The organism is Sinorhizobium prairiense, from assembly GCF_029201645.2.
GTDB classification, from domain to species: Bacteria; Pseudomonadota; Alphaproteobacteria; order Rhizobiales; family Rhizobiaceae; genus Sinorhizobium; species Sinorhizobium meliloti_A.
In genome coordinates this window covers 3,437,653-3,450,095 of sequence record NZ_CP104131.1, presented here as the reverse complement: position 1 = coordinate 3,450,095, position 12,443 = coordinate 3,437,653, and the positions used below count along the sequence as shown (strand labels likewise).

General features: G+C 64.3%; 11 protein-coding genes. 2 read left to right on the top strand and 9 right to left on the bottom strand.

Annotation, left to right across the window (positions count from 1 at the left end; genetic code table 11):
- Nucleotides 1–232: 232 nt before the first annotated feature.
- From N0Q91_RS19290 to N0Q91_RS19260, 7 genes are all read right to left on the bottom strand, one after another.
- Nucleotides 233–637: a F0F1 ATP synthase subunit epsilon gene (locus N0Q91_RS19290; protein WP_026168835.1), complete on the bottom strand. Its 405-nt coding sequence runs from the start codon at nucleotides 635–637 to the stop codon at nucleotides 233–235.
- A 121-nt stretch (nucleotides 638–758) separates the two neighbouring features.
- On the bottom strand, nucleotides 759–2,273 hold the full coding sequence (gene atpD, locus N0Q91_RS19285) for a F0F1 ATP synthase subunit beta (protein ID WP_018097275.1): 1,515 nt from the start codon (nucleotides 2,271–2,273) through the stop codon (nucleotides 759–761).
- A gap of 24 nt (nucleotides 2,274–2,297) precedes the next feature.
- Nucleotides 2,298–3,179 (bottom strand): F0F1 ATP synthase subunit gamma, encoded by an 882-nt coding sequence (locus tag N0Q91_RS19280; RefSeq protein WP_018097276.1) that lies wholly within the window; start codon nucleotides 3,177–3,179, stop codon nucleotides 2,298–2,300.
- Nucleotides 3,180–3,206: 27 nt separating this feature from the next.
- On the bottom strand, nucleotides 3,207–4,736 hold the full coding sequence (gene atpA, locus N0Q91_RS19275; protein ID WP_018097277.1) for a F0F1 ATP synthase subunit alpha: 1,530 nt from the start codon (nucleotides 4,734–4,736) through the stop codon (nucleotides 3,207–3,209).
- A complete protein-coding gene (locus N0Q91_RS19270) occupies nucleotides 4,736–5,302 on the bottom strand; it encodes a F0F1 ATP synthase subunit delta (RefSeq protein WP_010970368.1) in 567 nt (188 codons plus the stop codon). Before N0Q91_RS19270 ends, atpA begins: the two co-directional genes overlap by 1 nt.
- A 238-nt stretch (nucleotides 5,303–5,540) precedes the next feature.
- A complete protein-coding gene (locus N0Q91_RS19265) occupies nucleotides 5,541–5,927 on the bottom strand; it encodes an AGROH133_08824 family phage infection protein (protein ID WP_003530294.1) in 387 nt (128 codons plus the stop codon).
- Between the two features lie 122 nt (nucleotides 5,928–6,049).
- Nucleotides 6,050–8,254 (bottom strand): primosomal protein N', encoded by a 2,205-nt coding sequence (locus tag N0Q91_RS19260; protein WP_275597219.1) that lies wholly within the window; start codon nucleotides 8,252–8,254, stop codon nucleotides 6,050–6,052.
- 175 nt (nucleotides 8,255–8,429) lie between these two features.
- Between N0Q91_RS19260 and fsa the strand changes: the two genes are divergently transcribed.
- On the top strand, nucleotides 8,430–9,083 hold the full coding sequence (gene fsa / locus N0Q91_RS19255; RefSeq protein ID WP_003530290.1) for a fructose-6-phosphate aldolase: 654 nt from the start codon (nucleotides 8,430–8,432) through the stop codon (nucleotides 9,081–9,083).
- A 168-nt stretch (nucleotides 9,084–9,251) separates the two neighbouring features.
- On the opposite strand, the gene N0Q91_RS19250 is transcribed toward fsa, so the two are convergent.
- Both N0Q91_RS19250 and N0Q91_RS19245 read right to left on the bottom strand, forming a co-directional pair.
- Nucleotides 9,252–10,388: an AAA family ATPase gene (locus tag N0Q91_RS19250; protein ID WP_275597218.1), complete on the bottom strand. Its 1,137-nt coding sequence runs from the start codon at nucleotides 10,386–10,388 to the stop codon at nucleotides 9,252–9,254.
- A gap of 9 nt (nucleotides 10,389–10,397) precedes the next feature.
- Nucleotides 10,398–11,321, bottom strand: a complete 924-nt coding sequence (locus N0Q91_RS19245; RefSeq protein WP_100672795.1) for a lysophospholipid acyltransferase family protein — start codon at nucleotides 11,319–11,321, stop codon at nucleotides 10,398–10,400.
- Nucleotides 11,322–11,498: 177 nt separating this feature from the next.
- Here N0Q91_RS19245 and N0Q91_RS19240 point away from each other — a divergent pair, with 177 nt between their 5' ends.
- A complete protein-coding gene (locus N0Q91_RS19240; protein ID WP_164866960.1) occupies nucleotides 11,499–12,434 on the top strand; it encodes a tyrosine recombinase XerC in 936 nt (311 codons plus the stop codon).
- Nucleotides 12,435–12,443: the final 9 nt, after the last annotated feature.

Below are 12,443 nucleotides of genomic sequence, written 5' to 3'. Positions count from 1 at the left end.
CTCTTTCCTCGAAGCGAGTGCCAGGATGGGGCCGGGCCCTCGCGGCTTGCCCCTTCTCCCCGCCTGCGGGGAGAAGGTCGCGGCAGCGGGATGAGGGGCGGCAAGGGACGGAGAGTACCGGGTGACTTGAAACGCCCTATCGGCGCTTCCGGGGAGACACGAACTCGCGGAGACGAAAAACCCCGCTCGAGGCGGGGTTCGATAGGCATTATCCCTTATCGGGATGTCCCTTTCAGGCCGGGATCACGATCTCCCCGAGCTTCGTGAGTTCGGCGATGAATTGTTCCAGACGCGTCTTCTTCTCGTCACCGGCGCCTTCGAGTTCCGCGCGTGCCGCTTCGATGCGGTTTTCGAGAACCGTGCTGTCCAGTTCGTCGACGTGGACGGCGGATTCGGCCAAAAGCGTGCAGCCGGAAGGCAGGATATCGGCGAAGCCGCCGAAGACGGCGTAGCGCTCGGTCTTTCCGGCGGCGGTCTTGACCGCCACCACGCCCGGCTTGACGGTCGTCATGGTCGGCGCGTGATTGGCCATCACGGTCATCTCGCCCTCGGTCGCCGGAATGACGACTTCGGTCACCTTCTCCGAGACAAGCAGACGCTCGGGGGAAACAAGCTCAAAATTGAAACTTTCGGCCATGACCATTCACTTCTGGTGAGCGCGCCGCTGGTCGGCGGGCTGTGCACGTTCTCCGCCTCGACTGTCAGGCGGGATGAAAGCCGTGGCGCAAGGAACTCCGCGCCACGGTTCCTGATGCAGATCAGGCGGCTTCGGCAGCCAGCTTCTTGGCCTTCTCGACGGCTTCCTCGATGGAGCCGACCATGTAGAAGGCAGCTTCAGGCAGGTGGTCGTACTCGCCGTTGACGAGACCCTTGAAGCCCTTGATCGTGTCTTCGAGCGCAACCAGCTTGCCCGGCGAGCCGGTGAAGACTTCGGCGACGAAGAACGGCTGCGACAGGAAACGCTCGATCTTGCGGGCGCGGGCGACGGCGATCTTGTCCTCTTCGGAAAGCTCGTCCATGCCCAGGATCGCGATGATGTCCTGCAGGGCCTTGTAGCGCTGCAGGGTCGACTGCACTTTGCGCGACACTTCGTAATGCTCTTCGCCGACGATCATCGGGTCCAGCATGCGCGAGGTCGAATCCAGCGGATCCACGGCCGGATAAATGCCCTTTTCGGCGATCGAACGCGACAGAACCGTCGTCGCATCGAGGTGCGCGAACGAGGTTGCCGGTGCCGGGTCGGTCAAGTCGTCGGCGGGAACGTAAATCGCCTGAACCGAGGTGATCGAGCCCTTGGTCGTGGTGGTGATGCGCTCCTGCATCTGGCCCATGTCGGTTGCAAGCGTCGGCTGATAGCCCACGGCCGAAGGAATACGGCCGAGCAGAGCCGACACTTCCGAGCCCGCCTGGGTGAAGCGGAAGATGTTGTCGACGAAGAAGAGAACGTCCTGGCCTTCGTCACGGAACTGTTCGGCGACCGTCAGGCCGGTCAGCGCGACGCGTGCGCGGGCGCCCGGCGGCTCGTTCATCTGGCCATAGACGAGTGCGGCCTTGGAGCCTTCGCCGCCGCCGTGCTTGTTCACGCCGGATTCGATCATTTCGTGATAGAGGTCGTTGCCTTCGCGGGTCCGCTCGCCGACGCCTGCGAAGACGGAGTAACCGCCGTGCGCCTTGGCGACGTTGTTGATCAGTTCCATGATCAGAACGGTCTTGCCGACGCCCGCGCCGCCGAAGAGGCCGATCTTGCCGCCCTTCGCATAGGGAGCGAGCAGGTCGACGACCTTGATGCCGGTGACGAGAATCTGCGCCTCGGTCGACTGTTCCACATAGGCCGGAGCGTCCTGGTGGATGGCGCGGCGGGCGGAAGTCTTCAGCGGACCGGCTTCGTCGACCGGCTCGCCGATGACGTTCATGATGCGGCCGAGCGTTTCCTTGCCGACCGGAACCGCGATCGGGCCACCCGTGTCGGCGACCTTCTGGCCGCGAACGAGACCTTCGGTCGAGTCCATGGCGATCGTGCGGACGGAGTTTTCGCCGAGATGCTGTGCGACTTCGAGAACGAGGCGGTTGCCGTTGTTGTCGGTTTCCAGCGCGTTCAGGATCTGCGGGAGCTGGCCTTCTTCGAATGCGACGTCGACGACGGCGCCGATGACCTGCGTCACGCGGCCGACAGCACCCGTAGCCGCAACGACTGTCTTGGCGGAAGCTGCCTTCTTCGGAGCAGCCGGCTTCTTCGCCGCTGCGGTTTCTTTCGGGGTAGCTGCCTTAGCCATAATTCTTACCCTCTTCTCGTAACCTTAGAGCGCTTCCGCGCCAGAGATGATTTCAATGAGTTCCTTGGTGATCTGCGCCTGCCGCTGACGGTTGTAGCTGAGCGTCAGCTTGTCGATCATCTCACCCGCGTTGCGCGTCGCATTGTCCATGGCACTCATCTTCGCGCCCATTTCACCCGCGACGTTCTCGAGCAGGGCCCGGAAGATCTGCACGGAGATATTGCGCGGGATGAGATCGCTGAGGATCGCGCCGGCTTCCGGCTCGTATTCGTAGATCGCCGATGCCCCTTCGCCTTCGGCGGCCACTTCGCCAGCCGATGCCGGGATGAGCTGCTGGGCGGTCGGGATCTGGGAAATGACGGACTTGAACTCGGAATAGAACAGCGTGCAGACGTCGAACTCGCCGTTGTCGAAGAGCTCGATGACCTTGTGGCCGATCCGGTCCGCGTTCTCGAAACCGATCTTCTTGACTTCACGCAGGTCGACACGGTCGATGATCAGCGACGCGAAGTCGCGCCGAAGCATGTCGAAGCCCTTCTTGCCGACGCAGATGATCTTGACCGTCTTGCCCTGGGCCAGAAGCTTGCGCACATGGTCGCGGGCAAATCGGGCGATCTGCGAGTTGAAGCCGCCGCAAAGACCGCGCTCGGCCGTGCAGACGATCACCAGGTGCGTGTCGTCCTTGCCGGTTCCCGTCATCAGCCGCGGCGCACTGTCGTCCGCGCCGACCGCCTGGGCGATATTGGCGAGAACGGCAGCCATGCGCTGCGAATAGGGCCGGGCGGCCTCGGCCGCCTCCTGCGCACGCCGAAGCTTCGCCGCGGCGACCATCTTCATCGCCTTGGTGATCTTCTGCGTCGCCTTGACGGAGGCGATCCGGTTCTTCAGATCCTTAAGTGAAGGCATCCGTTGTCCGTCCTAGTTGAGGTCCGCTCAGGCGAAGGATTTGGCGAAGCTGTCGATTGCGCCCTTCAGCTTGGCCTTGGTGTCGTCCGAGATAGCCTTTTCCGTACGGATGGTATCCAGAACGGCCTTGCCTTCCGAACGGAGGTAGGAAAGGAGACCGTGCTCGAACTTGCCGACCTCGCTGACCGGCAGCTTGTCGAGATAGCCGTTGACGCCGGCGAAGATGACCGCAACCTGCTCTTCCGTCTTCAGCGGCGAGAACTGCGGCTGCTTCAGAAGTTCGGTCAGGCGGGCACCGCGGTTGAGCAGACGCTGCGTCGCGGCATCGAGGTCCGAGCCGAACTGTGCGAAGGCCGCCATTTCGCGGTACTGGGCGAGCTCGCCCTTGATCGAGCCGGCGACCTGCTTCATCGCCTTGATCTGGGCGGAGGAGCCGACGCGCGAAACCGACAGACCGACGTTAACGGCCGGGCGGATACCCTGGTAGAACAGGTCGGTTTCGAGGAAGATCTGGCCGTCGGTGATCGAGATCACGTTGGTCGGAATGAACGCGGACACGTCGTTGCCCTGCGTCTCGATGACCGGCAGAGCCGTCAGCGAGCCGGCGCCACGCTCGTCGGAGAGCTTGGCGGCGCGCTCCAGAAGGCGCGAATGCAGGTAGAAAACGTCGCCCGGATAGGCTTCACGGCCCGGCGGGCGGCGCAGCAGCAGAGACATCTGACGGTAGGCGACCGCCTGCTTGGAAAGGTCGTCATAGCCGATCAGGGCGTGCTTGCCGTTGTCGCGGAAATATTCGCCCATCGCGCAGCCGGCGAACGGAGCCAGATACTGCATCGGCGCCGGATCGGAAGCCGTTGCAGCGACGATGATCGAATACTGCAGCGCGCCGCGCTCTTCGAGCACCTTGACGAACTGAGCGACCGTCGAGCGCTTCTGGCCGATAGCGACGTAGACGCAATAGAGCTTATCCCCTTCCGGGCCATTGTCGTGAATGGCTTTCTGGTTGAGGATCGTATCGAGAATGATCGCGGTCTTGCCGGTCTGGCGGTCGCCGATGACGAGCTCGCGCTGGCCGCGGCCGACCGGGATGAGGGCGTCGATGGCCTTGAGGCCGGTCGACATCGGCTCATGGACCGACTTGCGCGGAATGATGCCGGGCGCCTTGACGTCGACGCGGGCGCGCTGCTTGGCATTGATCGGGCCCTTGCCGTCGATCGGATTGCCGAGCGCGTCCACGACGCGGCCGAGCAGCTCCGGACCTACGGGAACGTCCACGATGGCGCCGGTCCGCTTGACCGTGTCGCCTTCCTTGATGTCCCGGTCCGAGCCGAAGATAACCACACCGACATTGTCGGCTTCGAGGTTCAGCGCCATGCCGCGAATTCCGCCTGGGAATTCGACCATCTCGCCTGCCTGGACGTTGTCGAGGCCGTAGACGCGGGCGATACCGTCACCGACGGAAAGCACCTGGCCGACTTCGGAAACTTCCGCTTCCTGGCCGAAATTTTTGATCTGATCTTTAAGAATTGCGGAAATTTCCGCAGCGCGGATATCCATCAGCCGACCTCTTTCAGTGCAAGCTTAAGGGTAGAGAGTTTGGTGCGAAGGGAGGTGTCAATCTGGCGGGACCCGACCTTCACGATCAGACCTCCAAGAATAGACGGGTCGACGGTGACGTTTACCGCCACGTCTTTGCCGGTGACGCCTTTCAGCGCCGCCTTCAATTCGATTTCCTGCGCCAGCGTCAGCGCATGTGCCGACGTGACGTCGGCGGTGATTTCGCCCTTGTGACGGGCAGCGAGCAGACGGAACGCCTTGATGATGCCCGGCAGCACGAAGAGGCGGCGATTGCGCGCGACGACCTTCAGGAAGTTGCCGACCAGCCCGGAGAAGCCGAACTTCTCGACGAGGGCGGAAATGGCCTTGAACTGGTCGTCGGCGGAAAAGACCGGGCTTACGATCAGCCGCTTCAGATCGTCGCTACCGTCGATCAGCGCCTGGATGCGCGTCAGATCGGCGCCGACTGCTTCGATCGACCCGGCATCAAGGGCAAGCTCGAAAAGCGAGGAGGCATATCTTTCTGCAACACCGGAAATGAGCTGGGATGTGTCTGCCACGGGCACAAGCTTCTCTCAAAATCATCCAGGAATGCCAGGACAGGCGAACCGTCGACCTAACATCTTGAATCTGCTGCAATAATTCGCAGGATATCGAGGCCGGTCGACCCACTTCCCCCGCAGTTCGCGGTTCGTCTAGCATAGGATGTTTGGACTCGCAACACGCCAACGGCAGGAATGCGGCATTACCCGGCCGCTTCGGCCGAATTTTGCCGTAAATAGTGTCGCAGGCCCTTGTCGGCGATCAGATCAGCCCGAAAACATAGGCAAGAGGCAGGATCGCCAGCGCCGCCTGGACCAGGAGCGCGAGCCAGTTGAAGAGGGTCGCGCCGTTGTCGCTCATGATCGACAGGATGCGACCGAACGCCGCGAGTGCGAAAGCCGCGCCGACGGCGAGATAGACCATTGGCTGGGCAAGCAGGATGGCGCCGAGGCCCAGGCCCAGATGCATGCCGCCCATGGTGGAGCGGGCCTCCGCCAGCCCTCCCCGCCGCCCCTCGGCGATGCCGATCCCGGCGGCACGAAAGGTCAGGCGCGGCGCAAAGAGCATGACGAGCCCGATCAGCGCCGCGAGCGCGGCCGCACAAAAAGCCAGCAGCTCCCCGGTTTCCGTCGGTATGTAGAACTCCATCTCCGTCCCCGCCCGTTGCTGTGGACCCTCCGCCTCGCGCCGAGCCGAGGCGATGCGTGAAAGAGGTCTAGCCTATGTCCTTCCGGATGTGAATCGGTCGAAGGACGAAGATCCGACAGTGATCACAAAAAACTCTGCGGATCGATGTCGAGCTGGACGCTGACCGATCCGCGCTCCTTGGGGCCGGCAGCGATCATCGCCCGGACGAAGGACTGCATGTCGCTGTTGCGCCGCCCGTGGACGAGAAGCCGGAAGCGATGTCGGCCGCGGATGAGCGCGAGCGGCGCTTCCGCCGGTCCGAGGATCGATATGCCGTCGACGCGCGGCGCGGCATTGCGCAGTCCGCGGGCGTGGCCCTCGGCATCGCCGCGCGTATCGGCCGAAACGATGATCGAGGCGAGCCGGCCGAAAGGGGGCAGCACCGCCCTTTCCCGCTCATGGATCTCGCGTTCGTAGAAAGCGTCGGAATCGCCGGACACGATCGCCTGCATGACCGGATGCTGCGGCTGATAGGTCTGCAGAAGCCCGAGGCTCTTGAGGCCCGTCCGGCCGGCACGCCCCGTCACCTGGGAAAGGAGCTGGAACGTCCGTTCCGCAGCGCGCGGGTCGCCATTGGCAAGACCCAGATCCGCATCGACGATGCCGACGAGCGTCATGTTCGGGAAGTTGTGCCCCTTGGCGACGAGTTGAGTGCCGATGACGATGTCCGCCTCCCCGCGGGCGATCGCCTCGAGCTCCAGCCGCAGCCGCTTGACGCCCATCAGGTCGGAGGAGAGCACAATGGTGCGCGCGTCGGGGAAATGCCGCTCGACCTCTTCGGCGATGCGCTCCACCCCTGGGCCGCAGGCAACGAGATGATCGAGCGTGCCGCATTCCGGGCAGGCTTCCGGCGTCCTCTCCGAATAGCCGCAATGATGGCACTGGATCTGCCCGCGGAAACGGTGCTCGACCAGCCAGCTCGAGCAGTCCGGGCACTGAAAGCGATGGCCGCAGACGCGGCAGAGCGTCAGCGGCGCATAGCCGCGCCGGTTCAGGAACAGGAGCGCCTGCTCGCGCCGGCCGATCGTCTTGCCGATCTGGTTCACGAGCACCGGCGAGAGAAAGCCGCCGCGTTCCGGCGGATGACGGCGCATGTCGACTATGCCGAGATCGGGGAGCGCCGCATCGCCGAAGCGGGTGGGCAGATGGATCGGCCGGTAACGCCCCACCTCGCCGTTCACCCGGCTCTCGACCGAAGGCGTGGCGGAGACGAGCACGACCGGAAAATTGCCGATCCGCCCGCGCACCACGGCCATATCGCGCGCATTATAGAAGACGCGGTCCTCCTGCTTGTAGGCGGGGTCGTGCTCCTCGTCGACGATGATGAGGCCGAGATCCTCGAAGGGCAGGAACAGCGCCGAGCGGGCGCCGGCGACGACGCGCACCTGGCCGGTCGTCACCTGCCGCCAGACCTTTTCCCGCGTGCGCGGCGCGAGATCGGAATGCCACTCCGCGGGCTTCGCGCCGAAGCGCTCCTGGAAGCGTTCGAGGAAGCTTGCGGTCAGCGCGATCTCCGGCAGCAGGATCAGGACCTGCTTGCCGGCGCGCAACGTCGCCGCTATCGCCTCGAAATAGACCTCAGTCTTGCCGGAACCGGTGATGCCGTCGATCAGCGATACGGAGAATTTCCGCTCCTCGACGGCGACCAGCAGGTCGGCAGCCGCCTGTCTCTGCGGGCCTTCGAGGCGCGGCGCGGCGAAAGCCGGATCCGGCGCGGCGACGACGGGCGGCGGCGGCATGAAGACGGTTTCGAACACGCCCTGCGACGTCAGGCCGTCGATGACGCTGGACGAGACGCCCGCGGCATGGGCGAGCCCCGAGCGGGTCCAGGAAAGCCCGTCGCTCGCGGTGGCGAGGACGCGCTCGCGCGCCGCAGTCATCCGTTCCGGCCGCATCTCGGTCAAGCGCAGGGCTTCCACCATCGGCTCCGGATCGAACGCGGCCGGCGCCCGGAGTGCCATCCGGGCGACGAGGCCCGGCGGCGTCAGCGTGTAGCTCGCCACCCAATCGAGAAAGGCGCGCATGTCCGGGCCGAGCGGCGGGCAGTCGAAGACCTTCTCGATCTGCTTCAGCTTTTTCGGATCGACGCCGCCGTCGTCTTCGCCGTCCCACACGACGCCGACGACGAAACGGGGGCCGAGCGGCACCTGCACGATCGATCCCGGCTCGACCGCCATGCCGTCGGGCACCGCGTAGGAATAGGCCCTCGGCGCCGGCATGGGCACCAGGACGGGCACCACCCGGCGGTCGAGTACGGGGCCGAATAAATCGGTTGAATCAAGAGTCATTTTGCCGTGACCTTGCCACCGCTTTCAGTTAAAGAAAACTCGCAGCGAACCGCTGCCTTGCGGAAAGCAGGGTTTGTCACGGTTCCAACCGAGTTTCAACGCGCGCGATATCCGCCATGGAATTTCCTGCTGTGGAGATGCGCCCGAAACGGCTGAGTGCCAAAGGAAGACTCCGATGAAATTTTTCGTTGATACCGCCGATGTGAAGGACATCCGGGAACTGAACGATCTCGGCCTGCTCGACGGCGTCACCACAAATCCGTCATTGATCCTGAAGGCGGGCCGCGACATCGTCGAGGTTACCAAGGAAATCTGCTCGATCGTCGAAGGTCCGGTTTCGGCCGAAGTGACCGCGACCGAATACAGCGCGATGATGAAGGAAGCGGCCGCCCTTTCGAAGATCGCCGACAACATCTGCATCAAGCTGCCGCTGACGCTCGACGGCCTCAAGGCCTGCAAGGCGCTGACCTCGGACGGTCACCAGACCAATGTGACGCTGTGCTTCTCGGCAAACCAGGCGCTGCTCGCCGCCAAGGCCGGCGCGACCTTCGTCTCGCCGTTCATCGGCCGCCTCGACGATATCGCCGTCGACGGCATGGACCTGATCCGCGAAATCCGCCAGATCTTCGACAATTACGGCTACGAGACGGAGATCCTCGCCGCCTCGGTGCGCACGGTCAACCACGTCAAGGAGGCCGCCCTCATCGGCGCCGACGTCGTCACCGCCCCGCCGGCAACGCTGAAGGCCCTGGTCAAGCACCCGCTGACCGACAAGGGCCTCGAAATGTTCCTCGCCGACTGGGCCAAGACCGGCCAGAAGATCGCCTGATCCTCCGGCGTCGAACGGAATTGACAAGGGGCCTCGCAGTGATGCGGGGCCTTTTTTCCGAGTTCGCCCGTCTTCTAAAGGTCGCTCTGCAGGCGGGCGAGGGGACGAGTACGCGGCCGTCATGTTGCCTTGCCTGCAGGGTGGCCGGCAGGCCAGATAAGAGAGCCCTTATTCGTCCTCCTCTTCGACCGCGCCGGTAAGCCGCATGCCATCGATCCAGGTGGCTCCGTCCTTGCGAATCACACGCCGCGGGCGAACGCCGCATTGCTGCCGGACCAGCTCGGCCAGGCGTTCGGAATGCGTGACGATCCAGATCTGGCTCTCCCCAGCGGCACTGGCGACCATGGCAGCCAGTGCCGGCAGCATATCGGGATGAAGGCTCGTCTCGGGCTCGTTGAGCGCGATGAACCGGGGACGGCGATAGGATAACAGCGCCGCCGCAAGTGCCAGAAAACGCATCTGCCCGTCCGAAAGCTCGCGCGGCGAAAATGCCCGGTGCGGAAAGTCCGGAAAGACGAGCGAGAATTCGGCGAACTGGCCGGGTTCGGGCACCTGCAGGCGGGCGCCTGCAAAGGCGTCGGCAACCGCGCGATCGAGATCGACCGTATCCTGCCTCGTGTGCCGGAGCGTCGCGAAGACGGCGGCCATGTTGGCGCCGGTTTCGTCCAGCAATGGCGCGGTGATGGCGAGGCAGGGCATCCGCAGCGGCGATTCGCGGTCGGTGCGAAAGCCGTGAAAGAACCGCCATTGGTCGACCGCCCGGCGGAAGCTGCCGATTTCAGGGTAGTGGCCGGCGTCGCCGAGCAGCGCGATAGCCGTCTCCGAGGTCATCGCCTGCTCCGGATAGTCCACCATCCGGCCGCCCTCGCCGCGCACGAAGATACCGGGGCCGGTGCGCTTCATCACCGGTACCGGACGCCGGCCCGTCTCGATCGTGAGCTCCTCCTCCTTGACCTGCGGCTCACAGGCGAAACCCGCCGCCGCCTTTGGCGGGCGGAAACCCGCCTCGATCCGGTAGCGGAAGGTGATCGCTCGCTCCTCGTCGATCAGTTCGGCGTCCAGCCGAATACGCGCCGGCTTGCCGACGCGCTGCGGGCCGCTCCAGATGGCGGACGCCATGCCGCCTTCTTCCGCAATCTCGCGGGCGAGATGGCCTCTCACGGCAGCCTGAACCAGCTGCAGGGCACGATAGAGGTTGGACTTCCCGACGCCGTTCTCTCCGATGAAAAGATTGACGCCGGCCAAATCCATTCGGATCGAGCGCAGCGACCGGTAGTTCTCGGCGAACATCGAGCGAAGCATCATGGTGACGGCTTAGCCCGCTACAACCGCCCTGGCAGACAGCTCGAACGCCGCATCGCTGTCGGCAGCCAGTGCGTGTACCGTATGACGCTCCAGCGCACGCGTCACCTCCACCGGATCGCCGTCGAGCGCATCCGCCGGAATGAGATTGCCGATCCGGAAGTCGAAGCGGTCGCCCTTCTTGTTCAGGAGTTCGTGGAACACCGTCATGTCGCGCAGTTCCGTCGACCATTTGGCAAACCAGTAGAAGAGGCCGGAATTGCGCGCGCTCATATGCACCGGCAGGATCGGCAGGCCGTATTTGCGCGCGAAGCCGACCGCCGAGCTCTTCCAGGGGCGCTCGTTGAGCCGTCCCTCGGCCCAATAGGCGATGCGGCCGGAGGGGAAGAGCACGGTCGCCTTGCCCGCCTCGATGGCCCTGTTCGTCACCTGCAGCGTTTCGCGCGCCTTGAGCTTCGACTTGTATTCCTCGCGCCATTCCACCGGAATGACCATTTCCACGAAGCGCGGATTGACGCGGATCGCGTCGCGGTTCGCAAAGAACATCATGTCCGGCCGCCGGCTCTTCAGGAGATCGAAGACGGCGATGCCGTCGGCGATGCCCGTCGGATGGTTGCTGACGAGCAGGAACCCGCCCTTCTCGGGAATGCGCTCCGGCTTGTCGGCGCGGATCTCGAGAGCGAGAAGCGAACTCAGATGCTCGAAGGCCTGGAAGCCCGGCATATTGGCGACGGCATTGGCGAACTCGATCGCCTTGCGGTAGTTGAGCAGCGTGTAGAGAAAGGGCCGCATGACGGGCCACAGGGGATGGCAGACGATCTTCTGGCCGCGTTCCGCGATCAGCGTATCGACGATATGGCCGGGACGCCCTTGCGAGACCAGCGCAACCGCCTCCGCAAAATGCGCCAGAGCGCTCGCCGAATCACGTCTCGACATTGTCCCATCCGCTGTTGCTGGCCGAACATTGCAGTTCAATATGATCGAACAATGACAAATTCCAAGAGGCCGCAGCAGCAAACTTCAGCACGTTAGCAAAAACATAACACGCCCGATGCGATGCTCCGAGCCTGGATCAGTGAGCGCACCGCGCTGATGAACCCGCCGGGCCCGATGATGAACGAACTTCTTGCCATAGGCCATCCCGAAGTGATGGCGGAACGAAGGCGCTGGCTTGCGAGCCTCGCCGAGGAACGCCGGTTGTCCGAAAAGACGGTCGACGCCTATGAGCGCGACACGCGGCAGTTCCTGACATTCCTGACCGGGCACCTCGCCGGTCCGCCGCGGCTGTCGGATATTCGCGCCCTTCGCCCCGCGGATCTGCGCGGCTTCCTGGCGCAGCGCCGCAAGGGAGGCGCCGGCGCGCGCACGCTCGGCCGCGGCCTGGCAGGTCTGCGTTCCTTCCTGCGCTATCTCGAGAGAAACGGGCTCGCCAATGCGGCGGGTGCAGGGGCGGTGCGGTCCCCGAAGCAGCCGAAGTCACTCCCCAAGGCATTGACCGACCGGGAGGCCCTGAAGGTCGTCACCGCGGACGCGCAACTGGCCGAGGAACCCTGGATCGCGGCGCGCAATGCCGCAGTGCTGACCCTGCTCTATGGCTGCGGCCTGCGAATAGCGGAGGCGCTGGACCTGACCCCCGCCGATTTCTCAGGACCGGTGACGTCGCTCAGGGTCACCGGAAAGGGCGGCAAGACACGGATCGTGCCGATGATCGCCGCCGCCGCCGAAGCGGTCGAGACCTATCGAAAGCTCTGCCCCTACCATATCGAGCCCGGAGAGCCGATTTTCCGCGGCGCCCGCGGCGCGAAGCTCCAGCCGGCGATCATCCAGCGCGAGATGCAGAAGCTGCGCGCCGCACTCGGCCTGCCGGATTCGGCGACACCGCACGCGCTGCGCCACTCTTTCGCGACGCATCTTCTGGCGGGCGGAGGGGATCTCCGCACCATCCAGGAACTGCTCGGCCATGCCAGCCTGTCGACCACGCAGGTCTATACCGGCGTCGATTCGGCGCGGCTTCTGGAAATCTACGACCGCGCCCATCCGCGCGCCTAAAATCTGACG